This window comes from Acidovorax sp. LjRoot117 (assembly GCF_964252695.1).
Classification (GTDB): domain Bacteria; phylum Pseudomonadota; class Gammaproteobacteria; order Burkholderiales; family Burkholderiaceae_C; genus Acidovorax.
In genome coordinates, this window is sequence record NZ_CAXUPO020000011.1 from 1 (window position 1) to 20,167 (window position 20,167).

General features: G+C 55.5%; 18 protein-coding genes. 8 read left to right on the top strand and 10 right to left on the bottom strand.

Annotated features, from left to right (window positions below):
* Nucleotides 1–352, top strand: a 352-nt coding sequence (locus tag ACSQ3D_RS21930; protein ID WP_436128313.1) for a response regulator, incomplete at its 5' end; no start/stop codon positions are given.
* Nucleotides 353–659: 307 nt separating this feature from the next.
* On the top strand, nt 660–1,685 hold the full coding sequence (locus ACSQ3D_RS21935) for a YihY/virulence factor BrkB family protein (RefSeq protein WP_436128314.1): 1,026 nt from the start codon (nt 660–662) through the stop codon (nt 1,683–1,685).
* Between the two features lie 603 nt (nt 1,686–2,288).
* Here the strand turns inward: ACSQ3D_RS21935 and ACSQ3D_RS21940 are convergent.
* On the bottom strand, nt 2,289–2,804 hold the full coding sequence (locus ACSQ3D_RS21940) for a DUF1003 domain-containing protein (RefSeq protein WP_436128315.1): 516 nt from the start codon (nt 2,802–2,804) through the stop codon (nt 2,289–2,291).
* Between the two features lie 336 nt (nt 2,805–3,140).
* Here ACSQ3D_RS21940 and ACSQ3D_RS21945 point away from each other — a divergent pair, with 336 nt between their 5' ends.
* Complete coding sequence (locus ACSQ3D_RS21945) at nt 3,141–3,944, top strand: DNA/RNA non-specific endonuclease (protein ID WP_436128316.1); 804 nt, start codon at nt 3,141–3,143, stop codon at nt 3,942–3,944.
* A gap of 815 nt (nt 3,945–4,759) precedes the next feature.
* Here the strand turns inward: ACSQ3D_RS21945 and ACSQ3D_RS21950 are convergent.
* Nucleotides 4,760–5,197 carry a helix-turn-helix domain-containing protein gene (locus ACSQ3D_RS21950; protein WP_436128317.1) on the bottom strand — a complete coding sequence of 146 codons (438 nt, stop codon included), beginning with the start codon at nt 5,195–5,197 and terminating at the stop codon, nt 4,760–4,762.
* A 228-nt stretch (nt 5,198–5,425) separates the two neighbouring features.
* Between ACSQ3D_RS21950 and ACSQ3D_RS21955 the strand changes: the two genes are divergently transcribed.
* Nucleotides 5,426–5,821: a hypothetical protein gene (locus tag ACSQ3D_RS21955; RefSeq protein ID WP_436128318.1), complete on the top strand. Its 396-nt coding sequence runs from the start codon at nt 5,426–5,428 to the stop codon at nt 5,819–5,821.
* On the opposite strand, the gene ACSQ3D_RS21960 is transcribed toward ACSQ3D_RS21955, so the two are convergent.
* A complete protein-coding gene (locus tag ACSQ3D_RS21960) occupies nt 5,818–6,120 on the bottom strand; it encodes a helix-turn-helix domain-containing protein (protein WP_436128319.1) in 303 nt (100 codons plus the stop codon). The two genes, ACSQ3D_RS21955 and ACSQ3D_RS21960, sit on opposite strands and share 4 nt — an antisense overlap.
* A gap of 106 nt (nt 6,121–6,226) precedes the next feature.
* Here ACSQ3D_RS21960 and ACSQ3D_RS21965 point away from each other — a divergent pair, with 106 nt between their 5' ends.
* Complete coding sequence (locus ACSQ3D_RS21965; RefSeq protein WP_436128320.1) at nt 6,227–6,679, top strand: HAD domain-containing protein; 453 nt, start codon at nt 6,227–6,229, stop codon at nt 6,677–6,679.
* Between the two features lie 435 nt (nt 6,680–7,114).
* Here ACSQ3D_RS21965 and ACSQ3D_RS21970 read toward each other — a convergent pair whose 3' ends face one another.
* From ACSQ3D_RS21970 to ACSQ3D_RS21995, 6 genes are all read right to left on the bottom strand, one after another.
* Nucleotides 7,115–8,446 carry a hypothetical protein gene (locus ACSQ3D_RS21970; protein WP_436128321.1) on the bottom strand — a complete coding sequence of 444 codons (1,332 nt, stop codon included), beginning with the start codon at nt 8,444–8,446 and terminating at the stop codon, nt 7,115–7,117.
* A 580-nt stretch (nt 8,447–9,026) separates the two neighbouring features.
* Complete coding sequence (locus tag ACSQ3D_RS21975) at nt 9,027–9,995, bottom strand: ATP-binding protein (RefSeq protein WP_436128322.1); 969 nt, start codon at nt 9,993–9,995, stop codon at nt 9,027–9,029.
* Between the two features lies 1 nt (nt 9,996).
* Nucleotides 9,997–11,991 (bottom strand): hypothetical protein, encoded by a 1,995-nt coding sequence (locus tag ACSQ3D_RS21980; protein ID WP_436128323.1) that lies wholly within the window; start codon nt 11,989–11,991, stop codon nt 9,997–9,999.
* Nucleotides 11,992–12,696: 705 nt separating this feature from the next.
* Nucleotides 12,697–12,858, bottom strand: a complete 162-nt coding sequence (locus ACSQ3D_RS21985) for a hypothetical protein (protein WP_200912387.1) — start codon at nt 12,856–12,858, stop codon at nt 12,697–12,699.
* Nucleotides 12,859–13,167: 309 nt separating this feature from the next.
* Entirely contained in the window at nt 13,168–14,301 is a 1,134-nt protein-coding gene (locus ACSQ3D_RS21990; RefSeq protein WP_436128324.1) for a helix-turn-helix domain-containing protein, read from the bottom strand.
* Nucleotides 14,302–14,347: 46 nt separating this feature from the next.
* On the bottom strand, nt 14,348–16,612 hold the full coding sequence (locus ACSQ3D_RS21995) for an ATP-binding protein (protein ID WP_436128325.1): 2,265 nt from the start codon (nt 16,610–16,612) through the stop codon (nt 14,348–14,350).
* A 180-nt stretch (nt 16,613–16,792) separates the two neighbouring features.
* Here ACSQ3D_RS21995 and ACSQ3D_RS22000 point away from each other — a divergent pair, with 180 nt between their 5' ends.
* Both ACSQ3D_RS22000 and ACSQ3D_RS22005 read left to right on the top strand, forming a co-directional pair.
* Nucleotides 16,793–17,194 carry a hypothetical protein gene (locus ACSQ3D_RS22000; protein WP_436128326.1) on the top strand — a complete coding sequence of 134 codons (402 nt, stop codon included), beginning with the start codon at nt 16,793–16,795 and terminating at the stop codon, nt 17,192–17,194.
* Nucleotides 17,195–17,329: 135 nt separating this feature from the next.
* On the top strand, nt 17,330–18,121 hold the full coding sequence (locus tag ACSQ3D_RS22005; RefSeq protein WP_436128327.1) for a DJ-1/PfpI family protein: 792 nt from the start codon (nt 17,330–17,332) through the stop codon (nt 18,119–18,121).
* Between the two features lie 85 nt (nt 18,122–18,206).
* Here ACSQ3D_RS22005 and ACSQ3D_RS22010 read toward each other — a convergent pair whose 3' ends face one another.
* Complete coding sequence (locus ACSQ3D_RS22010) at nt 18,207–19,001, bottom strand: IclR family transcriptional regulator (protein ID WP_436128328.1); 795 nt, start codon at nt 18,999–19,001, stop codon at nt 18,207–18,209.
* Nucleotides 19,002–19,160: 159 nt separating this feature from the next.
* Here ACSQ3D_RS22010 and ACSQ3D_RS22015 point away from each other — a divergent pair, with 159 nt between their 5' ends.
* The gene (locus tag ACSQ3D_RS22015) at nt 19,161–20,144 is read left to right on the top strand and encodes a tripartite tricarboxylate transporter substrate binding protein (protein WP_436128329.1); all 984 of its coding nucleotides are present in this window, start codon (nt 19,161–19,163) and stop codon (nt 20,142–20,144) included.
* The last annotated feature ends 23 nt before the right edge of the window (nt 20,145–20,167 follow it).

Genomic DNA, 20,167 nt, shown 5'->3' on the forward strand with positions numbered 1-20,167 from the left:
CTTGGAGATGGTCGAGCAACTGTTTGAGCTTGATGGCCGCTCTGTGAGAACTGCGCAGAGCGCCAGAGAGGCTATCGAATCCATGGAACGTTTACACAGTGACGTGGTATGGATTGATGAAGACCTTTGGGACATGGTGGGGAATGACCTTGCGAAAGCTTTGAAAGCTATTTCTCATTCTCGGCATGGTGCAGCAGTGACGGCGCTGGCGGTCCGAAGTGACTACGTGCACGTCGATCTGGTGATGCTCGACGGTTTTGACGAGATAGTTGCAAAGCCAATCGACTTCCAAGCGCTTCAGCAACTGCTGTCGCGTATTGATCGACAACTTGCTGATAGGCCGAAGAAGTGAAGTGCTTCTATGCGATGAAGCGAAATACATATCGTCATCTCAATAGCCAATCACCGGCTCCTTCGTCATCACTTTGTCGTTTACCGATCTGGTCCGATTGCGCGGGTGTCGTATCTCTGACGGTCTTATGCCGCGTTAAGAAATCGAAGTGTGATTCGGACCAGTCATTCATGGCGTGTTCCCGTGCTGATAGCGTTTTGGGTCGACGCAGTCATCTGGAACGCGACGCGTAGGACTCTTTCACGCAAGCGCTGTGGATCACTCCTACACGGCCGAATCAATTGGAAGGTGAACATGATGGGCTATGATGTTTGTACAAATCTTTAGAATAGCTAAGCAGTCAGTCATTGAGTGGGTGGACGATTTCGCCCCCAGCATGGGTGCGGCTATCTCTTACTACACCGCGTTCTCGATTGCACCGTTACTGATCATAGTCATCGCTGTCGCCGGATACTTTTTTGGAGAGGATGCGGTGCGAGGATCTCTTCACAGCCAGATTTCTGGGCTCGTAGGCAAAGATGGTGCGAGCGCAATCCAAGGACTTATCAGCACGGCCAGGGAACCAGCTGAAGGAGTCATCGCTAGTGGGCTGAGCATTGTGATGCTGATTGTCGGCGCGACAACCGTCTTTGCAGAGCTTCAGAGCGCGCTTGATCGCATCTGGCACGTTCCGGAAAAGGCGCGGCCGAACGGGCTCTGGGGACTTTTGCGGGCACGCTTCTTGTCGTTCGGGCTCATACTGGGTTTGGCGTTCCTTTTAACTGCGTCCTTGGTGGTGAGCGCTGCAGTTGCAGCTACCGGCAAGCTGTTCTCTGCAATGCTTCCAGGTTGGGAGATTCTTCTCCAAGGTTTGAACCTTGCGCTGTCTTTAGCGCTCGAAGCCGCTATATTTGCGATGATTTTCAAGTTGATGCCTTCGATCAAGATTGCGTGGAGCGACGTCTGGATCGGTGCAGTTGTGACTGCCATTTTGTTTGAAATCGGCAAAGTGCTCATCGCCCTTTATGTCGGTAAAGCGGGGGTCAGTTCAACCTATGCAGCCGCAGGGTCGATAGCGGTACTACTTATATGGGTGTACTACGCGGCCCAAATCTTCCTGCTTGGCGCTGAATTCACCAAAGTCTATGCTCGAGAAAACGGCTCGCACAGACTACCAGCCGCACACCCCCAGCCCGCAAGCCCTGCGGCTGAGGGTGCTGAGACAGTTCAATCTCTTGACGAAAAGCTCTCCAAGATTGTGTATTCACTCTCTGTGGAGACACTCACCCCTGCTCGCGTAGGCTTAGCTGTCGTTGCCCTTACAGCGCGGTTCGCAGCACGACATAAGTCGTAAAGGCCAACACAGGGGGCACCTCGGCCCTCCTAGAGACTGCGCAAACCTATCTTCTGTTGCCCGGTTGCGCTCCACCTGGATTTGCGTATCGCTAATGGACCGGACAGGCGGGCACCCGGCCATCTCAAAAAGACTGGTGTATGGTTATATACCTACCGCCCCCCATTCGGTGCGTCAGGGGCGCCCTGGCGTCACCGCACGCATTGCTATCGCCGAATCACGGACCAAGATGGCCAAGTAGGTTTGATCACGTCTTTAGCGAGCGTGGTCGCAGGCGTGCGCTCATACCCCTCTGGTCGCTCAATCGCCACCACTACAGCAGACCCTTCATCGCGCACAAACGAGTATGACCACCCGGGTCTCATCGCATCTTCCATCACCAAGTCGTGGTGAACGTCTTCGTATCCGGCGTGTCGTTGTAGAGCGACCAAGACAGAGAAAAATTGGGTCATCGTTGGGTCTAAGATGCGTTTGTCGACGCGAGCATGTTGCCAGAGGTTACGGCATCTGAACACGAAATTCGACGAGTTGCTGCCTCGCTCATGACCCTATAGCGCGAGGCTTGGATTTTTGCGGACGCTGGCGTTTCAAGCAAGTCCCAACTTAATTCCTATGATTGCGTTCGGCCTGTACGATTTGCTTGAGCACTGCCGTGGGGTCGGTTTCATGAGCAAACTGGCGGACTTCCTCAGTGTCCTGTTCAGATAAGCCTGAGCGTTCGGCCACTTTGACCAACAGTCGCATCACAGCTGTGATTTCTCGCTCGGTAAGCAGATTCATCTGCAAGTCCAAGTGATGACGCCTCTCGCTTTCGGCTGCATCCATATTCTGACTAATGAGAATTAGTACAGACAAAAATATGGCCTCCAGTGACACTCCAAATAATAAAAAAGTGTACGGATAAGGATCAAATGCGTAGATGAAGCGATTGAAAACAACCCAGCCGACAAAAAAGGCTGCATTCGCCATTAAAAAACCAATGGTCCCGCAGGCACGTGCAATGTGAGTTACCACACGGTAACGCAAGGGTTTACGTCTTCGTCGCCTATCTTCTGTACAAAGCAAGTTCTCTATATTTTGCAGGGTTACATCTGCAATGTGACTGTTGACGCTGGCCATGTAAGTACGAAGGCAGTTGAGCGGCTTAGGTATACACCTGCAACTGAGTCGACCATGTCGGCAAACTGCTCAAAGGTTCATCAGCAACTGTGGTGCAGCCCGTTCATTTTTCCTATGCGGACGGTCTTGCCAAGACCATTCCTGTAGGCATCAGAACTATCTGCAATTGGCATGTTCGGTGAGCGTGGACCTGGCGCACTCCGCGCAATAAAGGATGGACCATCTGCGCCCATGCAAGCAGCGGTAACCCCTGGACGTTCTGCGTGCTTGGGTCCTGGGGGGACACGTGAAAAGTGCTTCAATGGAGCTCCTTACCATCAACCTGCTTGCCCTTCTGTGAATATTTTCGTCTCTTGGCCAAACCGAGTACGCGTGTCGGCCATACTGGCCCTGTCACTTGCGGGTGCGACTCTCCCCAATCTCTCCCAAGCCCGCATTGCGCAGTTCGACAACACCGCTCTGCTGACGCCACAGCCGTCCAGCTTCGCGCAGTGCCCCCAGTTTTTTGTGAATGGCAGCCCTCCCGCCATCAAACCAAGGCCGCAGTTGCGGGAGCTTTGTTATGAAGCTTTTGCGGTGCTGCACTCAGGGAGCACCAAGACTCCAGTCTACGTGGCGCAGCGCCTGAATCGCCGGATCCTTGAAGACGCCAACGAGAAGCGGTCCAAGCGATTCTTTGCCGATGCGCGGCTGCCTGGCGGTGAACGTGCAGAGTTGGAGGACTACAAGAACTCCGGCTACTCCCGAGGGCACATGGCTCCGGCGGGCGATATGGACACCCCGACCGCCATGGCCCAGAGTTTTAGCCTAGCTAACATGGTGCCTCAAAACGCGCAGCACAACGGCGGCGCCTGGAACAAGATCGAGCAGGACACCCGACAATATGTGAAGCGTGCCAAGGGGGACGTATATGTGATCACCGGGCCCGTGTTCACAGACAGCGGTCCACGCATTGGAGCCAACGGCGTGAAAGTGCCAACCTACTTGTACAAGCTGGTCTACGACGCCGTGACCCAGAGAGCCTGGGCGCACTGGCAGGAGAACCGTGAGGGTGAGAGGGTGAGCCGGCCCATCAGCTATCCAGACCTTGTCAAGCGCACGGGAGTGGAATTTTTGCCAAGAAGTGGCCTGCCTCACTAGCGGCAGTGGGCGGTGTGTCGGTGGTAGCACGGTAAGCGGCCCGTCCTCCCCCAATTGCAAGTGAGATGCTCAATATCGGCGTGATCTCAATGCCGCTCAGCGCGAGATAAATGAAAGATTGACCTCGGCTTGTGCGCAAACTCGCATCGCGTGCTCTGAAGCAAACCCTGGTCGAACGGCCAGCTTGGCAACCATTCCATATGTACCCCTTCATCAATGACCGGCCGGCCCCTGAAGTGTTATCGGAGCCAAAAACGAAGTTGCACCACTGGCGCATACTGAAGCGCGGCAACTGCGCGCTGCATATCACTGCACAGCTCCCTTCAGGATCGCTCCGAGTCACCTCGGCCCTGATTGCAATAGATGTCGAGCAAGGCACTGTCAGAACTGAATCGGGCCGGAGCTATCAGCTGTCCGCCCCACCAGAAGAGAGCCGAGGTCTGCGAGTACTGATGACCGCCAATGCCTCGCGCATGCTCGGTGTTATCGCAGATGACCTAAGTGACTCGATCTGGGATGCAGTCTGTGCTGGCGCGTGGCCAAGAGGGATGAAAAGTCTGTTGCCGCCCTCTCAATGAGCTGCATAGGCCTTCCACATGGAGGCAGATCTCGGGCAGCAATTCCTAGGTCAGCTATCGGGAGAAGACCGTCGCCGCCGGGGCGCATGCTTTTGCAGGAGTTACGCCGCAAGCCTGCTTTGCTTAGATCGCATCAGCGAGCGCCTGCAGATTGCCAAGCGCTCTTACGGCCATGGCTCAATCACGGCTATGGTACCGATCCTGGCCATGAAGGCGTCGGCAGATGCCGAACCTGACCTACCAAAGCCCTCTCTTGTTCACTTGGGCGAGAACCGTGGACAACGCAGCGAGAGATTGCGGCTCGGTCAGCACTTCGCTGAGCTTGAATGAATGTGGCAACGCAATCCCGGCGGCTTCGTGCGTACGCCTGAGCACTTGTTCCAGCAAGCTGGTCCGAGGGACGAACGTGTAATAAACATCGCAGTCGAGGCCCTGGGCCAAGCGCTCAAGGGTATTGAGCGTAATCGTTCCGTTTTCTTCGGCTTGCTCCAGCTTGCGAGCGCCCTGAGCGGTCACGCCCATGCGCTCCCCCAACGCTTTTGAGCTCATCCCCAGAGCCAGGCGCACCGTCTTGGCCCATCCGCATCTGGGCGTGGTGGGGCGCTGCAGTTTCGCGAAGTCGCAAAACTGCCTGTCGAGTTCGGCCAGGCGGGTGAGATCTAGGCGATTCTTCAAGAGGGTTAAATAGTATAGACAACAGACCGGTTGCCGGTAAAGACGGTTGGGCAACCCCTAGCTTTCCATTGAGTGCCAGGCAAACTTTGACGCTTCCGACCGCACTCCTGTTCCGGTATCTTCGCACGCCACGGTCCCGAATGGGACCAATTGGTCTCATATTAACTTGAATGGCGAATGATGCTGCGTTTGGAAAAATCGACTCTCGGACACTTTGGAGCCCACGACATGATGGACTTGGTCAGGTCGCGTGGGTGGGAAGCCGTCTTGCCGGACGCGCTTGACGATAAGCAGTTGTTGCTGGTGTCAGACCAGTTTAGAGATCTCCTATCCGGAGTCGCCTGGAGCGGAGACCAAGATCCAGCCCGAGCCGCTTTGCCGCTGACACTGCTACTTCTCGCAAAGGCGGGTGGGAAAGGATCAGACGACAGCTTCGAGGTCGGAATGGATACCCTGCAGGCGGCACTGTGCTTAATGAACACTGCAGTTGACCGGGAAATCGTCAATCGAATGCTGCACCGGAGTGATCCCCTGACATTGCCCTTGGGTCAAGATCTGATGCAGGCCCTGGTCATGCTGGTACAAGATGCCGAGGAGAACGCCCGACCGGCATGTGCGGCTTAGTTGGGACCGATGCTCTTGAAATCTGCTTTGACGGTGTTGAGGAGTTCGATGACCGACGCCTCATCCAGGTCCGGGCAGTACGCGGCAACCACCAGCGTCAAAGGATGAATCTGCATGTGTTGGGCTAACACTTCGACAGTGCGCAGGCTCGGCACTTGATGACCTTGCTCAATGCGGCTGATGTGCCGGCGGCTAGTTGCGAGCAACATGTCCTCCTGAACGAGGCCCCGTGCCGCGCGCAATTGCTGCAGCGCCCGACCAAAGTCGGCTTGAGGACGGACGCGCTTTCGGGAAGACATTCCCCCGATTTCCGCCCAGCGAGACCAAAAAGACCACGACCAACTAGTCTCATTGAAGCGTTAGTTGTATTCATCCCTGTCCGAAGTCTCCGTCTGAGCTAGCGCTATGCCCATACTCTTTCTGGACTTTCACGGTGTCCTGCATCCAGAGCATTGCCATGAGTCCAAGCATTTCTGCTGCCTACCCTTTCTAGAGGGCGTGCTGCGCGAGGTTCCGGACTGCGAGCTCGTGATCACAAGCACATGGCGGTTGCACAAGCCACTGGATGATCTGCGCAGCTATTTCTCCAGCGATGTAGCGAATCGGATTGCGGGGGTGACGCGCCGATTTAGCGAACTGCAAGATGTGCCAGACACATTAGTCTCGTACCAGCGACAAGCCGAGTGCCATGCTTGGCTATCAGAGCATGAAATGCGTCACAGCCCGTGGCTGGCTCTAGATGATCGATCGTGGCTGTATCGACCGTTAACGACATCTCTGTTTCCTGTGGATGGGCGAACTGGACTCACTAAGCATCAAGCGCTCCACCTTGCGGCGCGCCTGCGACAGCTTGCTTGAACCGAATCAGATAGCTGCGCAGTGGGGAGCTAAAAAAGCCGGATCCACTGAACGCCCAGTCCGCTCTGTTCTAAACCGACACTAGAGCTCGCCCAAGACGCCAAACCGGCTGATTGGGAACGCAAGTGGGAACGCCCAATGTGTCGGATCCACATAGGGTTAACCCTGTTCAGCAAGCGTAAAGATTGCACGGAAAACAGGATCACCCCCAACAGAATAACTTTAGCCAGTGGAATAAGCAGAGATCTGCAAATTTCAACATCTAATTTTCAATAATAAAATCTATCAACTCAAAAAGTCTTGCAAAATCGAATCGACATAATATTGCCTCATCATTTTATTTGCAAAAATAGCCTAGCGCTTAATCACTTTACAATACTGGTTGCCGCTAGCAAAAATCGACTATGGCCAGCAAATCTACGGCTTTATTGCAGACTAGTTCCGTAAGCATGATTTTTGGTACAGCATAGCAGCTTGTTTTAAACGAATTACTCCCTCACGCGTAGTACTCGAAAAAACCAAAATTGGCAGATCTAAGCACCGCAGTACCCAACGTTCGCAGTGCGCCACCAAATTACGCGGCAGTTCGGCGACGCAAAAGCGATAATAATTTCCATTGCCCATCACAAGGCGAGAACACCTGATCATCCCGTGTGCAAGATCCGACAGGTCTCCACGATATTGCCAAGAAGCGTCATTCCGGAATTCAATGACAGGGGCGATTATTTTTTTGTGCAGTTCCAGTTGGCGTGATATGTGCTTTTTCTCAGCTTCCGCAGTTCGCACAGTCTTAGATGGCGCTCTCGATGCGACACGATGCCAAAAAACGGATTGGCGCTGCATCACCGCGAGTCTCAAGCGATGATCGACGCCGCACCAAGCCCACCACTCTAAAGGAGTCCTCGGAGAAGTACCCCGCGATTCATCTATAAATCCTTGGTCCGTACAGCATCTTTGCAAATCCTCCGGTGTGGGAAATAGATCTAAAAGTGAGGCGGCATTAACTCGGTTTTCGATCCAAAGTTCGGACTTTTCTTGAGCTCCCGCAAGAATAACTCTTTGCGCTCCGTAAGTGCGCTTTTGATAGCCACCAAAAAAATAGTACTCAGAATCCTCTTCGTCTAGAAAGCCTTTAAACCACCTATCCACGACGACAGTACGCCAGATAGACGAACGCATCCAATGCAATATTGCCCAAGCGACAGCCACATAATAGCTTGCCTCCACTTTGGCTCTTAATAATCTCGCACTTTGATTTCTTTCAATCCAATGGATAAGATTAACCCTTTTCCCCAGCAAATGCTTAACTGCATAGCGCAACATACTCTTAAAAATGACAAAAGACGATATTTTATGTTTATCCAAATTTTCAAAATCAATTTCAACGCTATAGTTTTTAATTTTCAATCTAGAAATATCGTCAAACACAAATCCCGAATCAAATACACGTTTCGTTCGACCTCTAACCTTGATGACCACGCTTGAGAAATCGAGAATGGATCCAATCGAGAAAGGGCGATACCGAGGCGTCATGAATTGAGCATCCGGAGGAATTTTCATATCAACCCAAGCGGGCATCGATTCGTTAAGTTCAGAAAGCCCTAACGACAGATGGCGATAGCCCACAACAGAATTATCATATTCCTTAGAATATGGAATGTAGATCCAACATTTACTCGCCGAGTCTTCGATCCATTTAACCATATCCGACAGCAAATTGTCTCTATCTGGATTTTTGGGCGGGCATCGCGCCACTTCTATTGACATCCACTGATTATTACAATTGCAAATGGAGGCTGCGAATTTTTGCCTTGCCCTCATTGCGGATTTTAGTGACTTCCCACAGATAGGGCAAACGTATATCAGCTTCTCGTCATGCAAGGGGCATTTGTCAAACCACTTTAATGAATAAATGGCAGAGTGAAACCCATGTGATATACACTTCAAGCATATAGCCGGACTCTCGGAAAATATATTTAATTGAAAACCAAAAGGGAAATCACTCAAACTTGCCCATCGAAAGGAATCACGATTTTCTCGAAGTGATTCGACAAAAAAATCAACGTTAATGCATTTGCCTATAAGTTCAGGTGGTGCATCAATATAAATACACTTTTGCAGTTCGAATGTGTGACGATTTTTGCACACGTCGGCCACAAAAGTGGGAAAGTCCGGCCGATTCAAAATGAAAAACCTAAGTGCCGTGACCCAGAGGGATGCGTACTTATGTACGTAGCCAGGGCGCCACGCGTAGGCTGGTAGCTGTCCAAGGCGCAGCGGGTTAGCCCGAGCCGTCAAATCATTGACGACGACTGCCCGTTCAATGGCGCGCCCAGTTTCAGTCACATCAAATATCTAACGCGACTGCGCGCATATGATCCGCCAACCTATGAGTTGTCAGCGTATCCACCCAAGCTTCTACAGACGTGACGTCCTCCCAATCCGCACCAAAGGCCAACTGAAAGAGTACATCCTCAACGGCAAGGGCGATGTGCTTCATAGGAAAACTAATGCGACCTTCGTGATCGGATGGCAGTAAGGCAACAAGTGCTCGCCACATGCTGGGCGCTGCCCCTGCGAGGCGCTTTTGATGCCCAAAGTATGCTGGGGCGAAATGCTCCAAGTACGAAACACCACCGCTAGCTGGCCATCGACTTTGCTCGTCATACCCATCGAGTATGAAAGCAAGTTCTTCTTCACTTTCTACACCCGGGAATCGCCATTGGTCTACAAGGAAACGAGCACCGACGTGAGGGTTACCGGTTCTCGTCAACAGATCGAACTCATACGCCATCTGATGCGATGCGATTGAAAAGACGCTTAAGACATATCCTTGCTGATCCATCAAATTCTGCAGACTCAAAAGCCAGAGCCACTCCTTGGTTGTCATGCCTTGTGCTTCGTCAATGATTAGGATTACAGTCGTGGTTCTACAGTTGTCTGCGGACGCAAGAAAAAACTCTCTAAGCATTATTAATCGATCATTTGGACTGATGCGACCTTTGCTGAATTGATGTGTTACCCCGACATGTAGACTTTTGTAGAACTCTCCAGGCGTATTGAACGTCAGGGGGCGAATCCATATATGTAAAGGCTGATCTCCACCAAGGCGCTCCTCCAGCAGACTTTTTAGATACCATTGCACTGCACGCGTTTTACCCCACCGAGAAGGCCCATATATATAGGCCCCCGTTATTTTTTTGTCTAGCCAGTCACCTAGCGTATCTGCAAGTGCTGCAACTGCAGGAGTAAAAATCGCATACCGACCTGTCACAATCGGGTGGTCAGACGATATGTGATCAGGCAGTCTTCTCATTTCAATCCTTGGCTAAACGTTTAGTCGGGAGAGCCCTTTTACCGGCATCTTTACCAATTTTACGAATTTTCGATTCGTTGGAATTTGATGCAGATTCAGGATGTTTCTCCTCTCGGCTGGGGACTGGCGCCATTCCCTTAAGACTCTCTAGTGCACGTGCTGCGGCGCTATCACCTTCAAAACTCTCTGCCTGCTGTGACAATATTCTACGCACCTCTAGATATGTTGGATGAACTGGCAAAGTATTGTTTTTCTGAGCCTCAACAAACTTCATAAATGTACGGATTGCATCATTATTAAGGGATTCAATTTTCTTAATATTCTGAAATGACTTGATACTTCGACGGATGGATATCGTATGCGGCAATTTATCCCAAGGCGGTGCTACGCGTAATACACCAACAAGCTGCCCATTAATTGTTGTACAGCGGGCAACCCTAGCATCATCCTCGATATGGTTTGTCATCCACACTTTTGTTCCAACAAGATCTTCCCGGTCAGCGATTGCTGGACCACCATAGCGCCCATGATCAAAGTTCACGAATGGAGCCCTGCCCTCAGCTGCCCCCCCATGCACCAAACATAGCTTACGGTAACTGAGCAGACTTTGCACCAATTCTGGATCGGCGCGCCTCTCTGGTAGCATCCCCTGTTCAAAATAATACTTGATCATCTGGAGTGGAGATCTATAACCAAGAGCACCGTGTTTTGCAGCGTTATAATTACAAATCAATGACTGCAACAGCTCAATTAGGTATTCGTATTGAAACTGGCTTTCTAATGCCACCCCAGTAGGATTGATTTTCTTAGGATCTGTGGATTTAGATCCGGTCGTATTAGATAACCTCTGAAGTGCGCGATCCCCTAGCGTGCGGAAAAAGCTCTCTATATAAGGCCGATCGTCTAAGCTTCTTCTGACAGAAAAACTGTTTTCCGGGGAGAGCAGTTCTGCACCTACAACATTAGCCAGCTTGTCTTTAACAGTTTTGCAAGTTTCTGCAAGTGCTCCGTCGACACTCGTTTCTTTCCAGCATATACCAATAAAATCTTTGCCTAGAATTGGTGGGAGACCAGCGCCTTCCACTAGAGGTTTATCGCAGTATGAGACTTCTAACGGCTGCCAGTTAGTCAACGCGCATTTTATTGTTCTTAAAACGTCTTCTTTGTTCACTTCCTTTCTGATACTCAGATGATAACCAAGTACAGCGCGCGAAACCACTTCAACGATTACGATAACCCATAGACGATGAATAATGCGTGGAACCCAACCTCCACCAGGAGCCGGCATCAAGACACAAAACCGGCCATCTAATTTGTGCGCATCCATTTCTACCCGTTGAAATAACGCTAAATTTGGACGATTAACTCCATCGCCAGCGCGCAATTTACGTACGGCATCTTTTCCACCAACAGTATGGGCGAGGACTGTAGGTTTTGACTTGAGAAGCGCGTCTGTGTAATTTCGAAGTGCGTGGTAGCCGAGCGAGACTGAATTGAATGGCCACTCGTTTCTCAATTCATACCCACGAGCGCGAAGCTCGTCAAGAAACCAGCCCCAGAGCGCGCCCCGATGGCGCTTACCCTCCGCCAGCAGGGTGTCCTTGTGTACTCTCAGGATTCTGGAATCGAGCTTTTTCCGGAATTCCGGGTCCCCGAGTAGAAGGGCGCCCATCGCCCCGGTCCCGCCGTATCCGAACTGGTCGAGTACCACCGTTTTCTTCCTAACGGGGGCAGCAATGCGCTGATGCTTCACTAGACCACGAAAGCCAAAAATTAGACCATCGGGACTAGGAGCCATACAGCGCTCTTTAATCAAACGTGTAGCTTGCTTCAGCCCAATTCCGCATTTGCGCTTGATCGTAGCGTCCGATGCTCCCTCAATGCAGAGCTCTACAGCACGTTTGCGCCTAAAGTAATCTGCTTGGACGTCTGTTGAGAGGGAGCCGACGTCAGGTGTAGGCCAAGCCTCGAGAGAGAAGTCCGCTTGATCAGTCACCCCGCGAATCCGACGTCCGACTAGGACATTTGACATAGTCGTCCTTGAATCGTTGACCCGAGGAACAATAATACACAAATGATGAGCTAGGGAACAAACATCATCAAAAAGTGTCGCGGATAGTTGATCTTTTTCGCTTCTTTCTATAGCTACAGGAGAAGAGGAAACGGAACAACTTTAAGAAAATGAACGCACGCCGTGCAGATCGTCGTGATCGGCACAGGCCCCGTTCGCGCACTTCAGGCTTCGAGAGCCGAGCCGCTACCTTGCATTCGATATCAACCATCATCGCGTACAGACAGCAATCTTCTCAGCGGGTGACGGGCATTCACAGCCACCAAGCTGCTGCTCACGTGCGTCACCCAGTTGAGATGCTGAGCTATCGGCCATGTGCATGGCGATCTCACCCAGTCGGCCTGTCAACGGTAGGCCTGTACCCCAAAAGCTCTCTGGCTCACCTTGCGCGCTTGGCGAGATGCGGGTTGTGCACGGGGCCATCCCACGCCAGGCGCCAAAACTTGCCAGATTGGGGAATGGTGCTCGGTGGCGGCATATTTCAGCTTACAACCGGTTCCTTCGGCAGTTGGCCGCGTGATGGTGCTCTCCACTGATTGCCAGTGTTGCAGGTCTCGCGCCCTCCTCCCGCACAGAAGCCAGTGCCATGTGCGTCAGCGGAGCTCTGTGGAAGTTGCGGCTCGACCGTAATCACGCAACGCGTTTGCACCACTGGTTGATCCAGTTCATCGCCTCGGAGCTGTTGCCCGTTTCCAACGCGGTCATGACATACGCGAGGGTTCCAACGGCCTCATCTTTCGTGATTTCTCGAACTTTGTAGCTGTCGAGCACCCGGCCTAAAAAAGCATTCATTTCTTTTCTATCACGGGGAGTGCGGCTCCCATTTCTATCCGGCATACCTAGCGCCTCAATGCGATGACTATCAAGATCGCGCCCTTCGCAGTTCTAGCGCTTTCAACATATATTGCCCACGTACCCAACTATTCAACACTTGGCATCTCCAGTCAACTTCCGGTAGCAAAAAAGCGCAGCAAAAAACAAATTTGCGAACTTTTATATTATTCGCACAAAATAAAATGATAAAAACAGTTGAAATTCGATAGATCCAAGTGCGAGCGGCCCTTTGAAAAACACAGCGTTGACCACAGCAATACCTCCTCTTCAGCTCGTGTGCGCAATGGATCGTCTCAAAGTCATTGACGGCGTTTCGCCAAATTTTTTTGTGTATTGCGCTGAGAATGATGACATGTGGGGAAAGCCCCATGACATGGCCACATGAGAAACGGATTTTCCCAACGCCCCATTCAACAACTCCGCTCTCACACCGTTTAATCTGACCAGCCTCAGATATGCCATGGGAGTCATGGACTTGAAGTTCATGAAACCCATTTGAAGCGCGCGAACACCGACTCCAGACGCTTCCGCAATGTCTACCACCCTCATAGGTCGTGATGCATTCTCGACCATATAGTCTATTGCGCGCTTGACACTTCCCGGGCTTGGCATCGGCCCAGAGTTTTTCATCATGTCTGTGTAGCTGTGATACACGCCTTCCAGGATGACATTGATTACGTATTCGTTCATGCTGGTCAGCGCAGCCTGATATCTGAAAAGGGGCGTTGTGCCATCCTTTTCTTGGTGTACCATGTTCATCATCGACTTGATGACATGAGATTCATAGCTGTTGGTGTCAAGAACGGGATTGAACAATATCCTTTGGGTTGCAGGCCGCTCAATCAAATCGGACAGTCGTTTGTGGATTGCTTCTTTTTCGACCGAAACCCGATGCAGTGTGGTTCGTGGAGAAATATTCGCAATTTTGGTCAGTGATGAGTCCAAGACCAAGCCGCACGACCCGCTTGTTGCGTTTGCCTCTCCTCCGAAACGCACTGCCTCCAGCGTTCCACCGTCCGAAAAAGAAATTCCGTATCCGTCGTACGCTTCTTCAAATTTAATTTGAACATCGGACTTCCAGAATGTCCGGGAAAAACACAGCCCGCCAGTCAGTATTACGTCAGACCGCATCTCGAAATCACTCAAATTTCTGGTTCTCGCGGAGCCTGCGGAGTGATGGCGTGACACTATGGCCGTGTACTCGTCCAAATCAGATGTGAAGAGTTTTATTCTGTTAATCATATGCCTCATTGGTTTTTTGATTTTCAGAGCGATTTGAGGACCCAAGCTTCTCACCGTCATGATGGCAATCAAGTCACCGGTCGGCGTGCGTCCCCAAAGGCTTTGGGCGCGTCCTGCAGGCAGGCAAGCCGCAGCCCTCGGCACGAATGCGGCGGACATCGCACCTGTATCCGCACACCCATCCATCCACACCGCCGGTGCAGCGCTAGATCATCTCGCGAACGCGCATGCTGAAATCGTCGATGGAGAAAGGCTTGGTCATCACTGCCATGCCCGGCTCCAGGTGGCCGTTGCCGACGAGTGCATTCTCGGCATAGCCGGTGACGAACAGGACTTTCAGCTGCGGGCGCGCCGTGCGGGCTGCGTCGGCGAGTTGGCGGCCATTCATGCCGCCGGGCAATCCGACGTCGGTAACCAGCAGGTCGATGGCGGCATCGGACAGGAGCGTACGCAGGCCGGTGCTTCCATCGCTGGCTTCCAGCACGGTGTAGCCCTGCTGCTGCAGCACCTCGCCCATCAGCATGCGCACGGCGGATTCGTCGTCCACGACCAGCACCGTGCCATTTTGCGGGCCCAGCGGCACGGGCTGTTTTTCCGATGAGGGGCCGTCGTCCTTGGCGCCGGTATGGCGCGGCAGATAGATGCACATCGTGGTGCCGACGCCCACCTCCGAACGAATGCGTACCTGGCCGCCCGACTGCTGGGCAAAGCCGTAGATCATGGACAGGCCCAGGCCGGTTCCCTGGCCCATGGGCTTGGTGGTGAAGAACGGGTCGAATGCCTTCGCCTGGACTTCCGGCGTCATGCCGGCGCCGGTGTCCGTCACGCTGAGCGTCACGTAGTGTCCGGCACCCAGGCCCTGCGCTCGCGCCGCACGGTCGTCCATCCAGACGTTCTCCGTTTCCACGGTGATGCGGCCGCCGTGCGGCATCGCGTCGCGGGCATTGATGCAGAGGTTGAGCAGCGCACTTTCGAGCTGCGATGCGTCGACGAGTGTCGCCCAAAGGTCGGCCGCTGCGACCGTCTCCATGTGGACGGCGGGGCCCACTGTGCGGCGAATCAGCTCTTCCATGCCGGCCACCAACTGGTTCACATCCACGGCCTTGGGGTCCAGCGTCTGGCGACGGGAGAACGCCAGCAATCGATGGGTCAAGGCCGCTGCGCGGCGCGCCGCGCCCTGGGCCACCGTCACGTAGCGGCCGATTTCGGTGGTGCGGCCCTGTGCAATCTGCCGTTGCATCAGCTCCAGCGATCCCGTGATGGCTGCCAGCAGGTTGTTGAAGTCGTGGGCCAGGCCGCCGGTGAGCTGGCCGACTGCTTCCATTTTCTGGGCTTGGCGCAGAGCATCCTCGGTGGCCATCAACTCGCGCACCGTGGTGTTCACCCGCTGCGCCAGGTTCTGGTTGGCTTCGGCCAAGGCACGCTGGGCCCTGACCTGCTCGGTCACGTCATAGCCACCGACGAAGATGCCGCTGACGGCGCCACCCGGGTCGCGGACGGGCTCATACCGCAGGTCGATGTACCGGTCTGCCTGGTCTGCGGCCCGGTTGTCGAGGTGGATCGGCATGGCCTGCGCGGAATAGGACTCTCCCGTCGCATAGACCTTGTCGAGCAATTCATAGAACCCCTGGTTATGCAGTTCCGGAAACACCTCGCGCACCGTGCGCCCGAGAAAATCGCGGGCTCCGGATATCTCGACATACGCGTCGTTCACGTACTCGAACCTGTGCTCCGGTCCGCTCAGGATGCTGACGAATCCAGGCATCTGCTGCAGAGTCTGACGCTGGCGCTCGGTGCTTTCGCGCAGGGCCTTGTCTGCCAGGACCTTGGCCGTCGTTTCGTTGGTGAAGATGAAAAGCCCCGCTACTTCGCCATCGGCGCCAAGGATGCGTGAGTAGGAGAAAGTCCACCAGGTATCCGCCATGCCGCGATCGGTGGCCAGCTTCCAGTAAAGGTCATTGAAGCGCTGGCTTTTGCCGGACATCGCGTCGGCAATGATGGGATGGGCCTGCTCGAGCGCGTCCGACCAGACCTCGTCGAACAAAGCCCCCATGGCCCACTCCACGCGGGGGCCGAGCAATGGGATGTAGGTTTCGTTGAAGAAGAAGTGCAGCTGGGGTCCCCAGCACAGGATCATGGACTCGGGCGAGTTCAGGACCAGACTGAGCGATACCTTGAGTCCCTCCGGCCATTCTTCCGGCTGCCCCAGAGGATGGTTCGACCAGTCACGGCTCAGGATCAGTTCCGTGGCGCGGCCGCCACCGGAGAGGAAGGGGATCGGGGCGTCATGGCGCATACCTGATTTGAGAACTTTGTGCAGCAGCAGATTGTCGAGAATGGCAATGGGAACGCATCCACTGGACACCGGCAACACCAGCGGACTGTGCTTTGTGGATGCGCTCAGGCGCTCGTCATTGCCGAATCGGTCCTGCCGTACGCTGGCACGGGATGCGGCGCATGCGAAGCGCAAGACTGGATGGTAGCGGTGCCGAGCGACAAGGCTTGACAGGGCGCTTCAAAAAACTTCCCAATCCTCTGATTTCGCAGGAGCCGGCGGCACTGCGTGGACTCTGCCCCCGATTGTCGTCGTGCCTGAGGCCGAGGAACGCTAGGACCTGTTCGCGAACCCGCTGGCCGATAATCCGCCCCCATGAGCAGAACCGCCGCAATCCGCACGCATGCGCCGACATCGGGGAAGCGGCGTCCTGCAGCCAGCCTGATTCGATGGGTGCTGCTGTGGTTCGCGCTGTCTGTCGGCTCGGCCATTGCCTCACCGATGGTCCATGCGCAAACCCTGGAGCTGGTCTGCTCTGGGGCCGGTCTGGTCAAGGTCATCGTGCACACCGATGACGGCGTGCAGGAACTCGGGGCCGCCCACATGGACTGCCCGCTGTGCGTGCAGGCGGTCACGCCGCCCGCCACCACAGCCGTCGGACTGCCCTCGCCCTTGGCGCTTGCCTACGGGTTATGGGCAATCGCAGCCACGCACCTCATGGCGGCTGCCGCGGCTCCCATGCCGGCGCGCGGGCCGCCCTCCCCCTCGCTCTTCTGACGCTTCTTCTTCCGTTCGTCCGCGCGTGATGCCGCCTTCGGGCGCGCTTCGCGCCGCGCGTTTTCGCATCGAGTCGGCGCCCGCCGTGGGCGCCAGAGAGTCATTCATTCCATGAACCCCCATCGACGTCACGCCTTGTCCGCCCTCAGTGCGTTGTCCGCACTGGCGTCCCTCCACGCTTCAGCGGCGACCGACACCATCGCCCCAGCACTGCCACTGCCCAACGCCAACTCGCGCCCCCGGCTGCAGATCGTGATGGTCGTGCACCCTGACATGACCGCCCTCGATCTGGTCGCCCCCCAGCTCGTCTTCGCAACCATGGGCGACGCCGACACACACCTGGTCTGGAAAGACCTGTCCCCGGTCGCGACGGACAGCGGCTTGAAGATCTTGCCGAGCACGACTTTCGCCGATGCGCCTGCGACGCCTGACATCCTCTTCGTGCCCGGCGGGCTCAAGGGCACGACTGCGTTGCTGAAGGACGAAGACACGTTGCGCTTCCTGCGCGAGCGTGGCAAAGCCGCGCGCTGGGTCACCGGCGTGTGCACCGGGGTGCTGCTGCTCGGCGCGGCCGGCCTGCTGCGGGGACACCGCGCCACGGCCCACTGGTATGTGCGGGACCTGTTGCCGATCTTTGACGCGACTCCCGTGGCGCAGCGCGTGGTGGTCGACCGCAATCGTGTAACCGGCGGCGGCGTGACCGCGGGCATGGACATGGCATTGACGCTTTCCGCGCTGCTGCGCGGCGAGGCACATGCGCGTCTCCAGACGCTGCTCTTCGAGTACGACCCCCGGCCGCCCTATCCGTCAGGCACGCCCGAGCTGGCCGGCCAGGCCCTGACGACCACAGTCCGCGAGCGACGGGGCACCGCCATCGAAACCGCCCGCCAGGCAGCGCAGAAAGCCCGCGACCGCTGGCCCAATTGAACGGGTGAACACAACCACAGCACGGGTGGGATGCCGTCTGACGGCGCGTGCTGCTGGCCGCACGCGCCCAGGGCCCTGGCCCGCCCTACAACGACGCTCTCGCTGCATCGTGAAGAACTTTCGCGATCAGATCGAGCAACGCTGGCGACAGCTCCTTCGCCACCTCATCCATGGGTTCTGCAGTCGATAGGCTCACGTTGATCACGTACTGAGCGCCAGCGACCTCCAGCGGAGCGGCCAGCGCAACAACTTCGGGCTGCCATGATGCTGCGCAGTAGCCTTTGTCGGCGACATCAACCCGTGCCTGTTCAATGGCTGCCTTCAGCGTTGGCCAGGCCTCTGCACGCCGGCTGCGGAAGACATGCATCAGCGCATTGCGTCGAAGCTCCGGAGCGACGGCCAAATAGGCACGCCCGAGCGATGTCAGCTCCATGGGCACGCGCTGACCCGACACCACATGGCGCAGCGCTGCCCGCCGGGCGTAGCGGATGGATTCCAGGTACACCATCTCGTCGCGGTCGGGTGCGGCCAGGCCGACGTTGATGCGCCGCCCTTCTGCCAGAGCCCGCATCCTCGGAGCCGCAACCGCCAGAACGCGAGAGCCCGATCGCATGGCGTGCCCCAGGCTCAGCACAGCAGGGGCCAATCGATAGGCCCGGCTCGGCGCATCCAGCTGCAGCATGCCCGTGCCCACAAGAGTCTGGGTCAACCGGCTGACCGTGGACTTGGACAGGCCCGTACGTTCCGCCAGGTCGCCATTGCCCAGCAGCTCGGAGCCTTGCCTGAAGGCTCGCAACAGCTCGATGCCTCGCTCAAGGGAACGATTGGCCGGCGACATCCCTGGCTTGTCGTCGGCGATCCCGTTTCTTCGTACTTCCACACGGCTTCTCCATTGCCTGGCAACCATTCTAGTTCCACTGCATGGAATTGGCAGGGTTACTTTTCCGGCCTGCTTTCCTAAGCTACGGGCACGGTGCTCGAACGCCGACGCCGCAACCTGCCAAGGCCCTGCTGCCATGACTACTACGGAGACAAATACATGCGCCCATTGAACTTCCGCCTCTTGCGATCCTGCACCAAGCCCCTGCTCATCAGCACCTTGCTTTTGGCAGGCGCGGCATTCGCCAACACATTTCCGCAAAAGGCCGTGCGCATCGTGGTGCCGTTTTCGCCTGGAGGCGGCACGGACCTGATCGCGCGCACGCTGGGCCAGGAGATGTCCAAAGACCTCGGTCAGCCGGTCATCATCGAAAACAAGCCCGGCGCGGGCACGGTCATCGGCACTGACGCCGTGGCGAAGACCGCGCCTGACGGATACACGCTGGTCATGGCGAGCTTCGCGCACGCCGTCAACCTCAGCCTGCAGCCCAAGCTGCCTTTCGCCAACGACAAGGCGTTTGCGCCGGTCATTCTGGTCGGCCGCGGCCCTAACGTTCTGGTGGTGCGGCCTGCGAGCCCGTTCAAGACGGTGCAGGACATTCTGGCCGCTGCCAAGGCCAGCCCGGGCAAGCTGACCTACGCCTCGCAAGGTGCGGGCACGTCGGCCCATCTGGCCGGTGAAATGTTCGACAACCTGGCCAAGGTGAAGACCGTGCACATCCCCTACCGGGGCGCGGGTCCTGCAATGACCGATTTGATGGGGGGGCAGGTCGACATCTTCTTCGGTACGGCTGCCGCCGTCGCTCCTTTCGTGGAACGTGGCCAGCTGCGTGCCATCGCTGTGACCAGCGCCCAGCCCTCCCCTGCTTTCAAGGGCATTCCCATCATTGCAGAGAGCGTTCCGGGCTACGCGGTGGAAAGCTGGTACGGCCTGTACGCACCTGCAGGCACGTCCAAAGACGTCATCGCCCGCCTGAACGCCGCTGCGCGCAAGGCGGCCCGCGCGCCAGACTTCACGCGCAAGGTCGAGCAAGAGGGCCTTGCCGTGAGCGCTGGCGATCCTGCTGAACTCGACACCTACGTGCGTGGCGAAGAAGCACGCTGGGCTCGCATCGTCAAAGAAAACGGCATCAAAGCCGACTGATCACCACATCGAGGAGAACTGCC

What these genes read in the sequence shown, in the direction of transcription:
- ACSQ3D_RS21935 (WP_436128314.1), top strand. Translation starts at nt 660, where the DNA reads ATGTTTGTACAAATCTTTAGAATAGCTAAGCAGTCAGTCATTGAGTGG.
- ACSQ3D_RS21940 (WP_436128315.1), bottom strand. Translation starts at nt 2,804, where the DNA reads ATGGCCAGCGTCAACAGTCACATTGCAGATGTAACCCTGCAAAATATA.
- ACSQ3D_RS21955 (WP_436128318.1), top strand. Translation starts at nt 5,426, where the DNA reads ATGATGGACTTGGTCAGGTCGCGTGGGTGGGAAGCCGTCTTGCCGGAC.
- ACSQ3D_RS21960 (WP_436128319.1), bottom strand. Translation starts at nt 6,120, where the DNA reads ATGTCTTCCCGAAAGCGCGTCCGTCCTCAAGCCGACTTTGGTCGGGCG.
- ACSQ3D_RS21965 (WP_436128320.1), top strand. Translation starts at nt 6,227, where the DNA reads ATGCCCATACTCTTTCTGGACTTTCACGGTGTCCTGCATCCAGAGCAT.
- ACSQ3D_RS21970 (WP_436128321.1), bottom strand. Translation starts at nt 8,446, where the DNA reads ATGTCAATAGAAGTGGCGCGATGCCCGCCCAAAAATCCAGATAGAGAC.
- ACSQ3D_RS21975 (WP_436128322.1), bottom strand. Translation starts at nt 9,995, where the DNA reads ATGAGAAGACTGCCTGATCACATATCGTCTGACCACCCGATTGTGACA.
- ACSQ3D_RS21985 (WP_200912387.1), bottom strand. Translation starts at nt 12,858, where the DNA reads ATGAATGCTTTTTTAGGCCGGGTGCTCGACAGCTACAAAGTTCGAGAA.
- ACSQ3D_RS21990 (WP_436128324.1), bottom strand. Translation starts at nt 14,301, where the DNA reads ATGTCCGCCGCATTCGTGCCGAGGGCTGCGGCTTGCCTGCCTGCAGGA.
- ACSQ3D_RS22000 (WP_436128326.1), top strand. Translation starts at nt 16,793, where the DNA reads ATGAGCAGAACCGCCGCAATCCGCACGCATGCGCCGACATCGGGGAAG.
- ACSQ3D_RS22015 (WP_436128329.1), top strand. Translation starts at nt 19,161, where the DNA reads ATGCGCCCATTGAACTTCCGCCTCTTGCGATCCTGCACCAAGCCCCTG.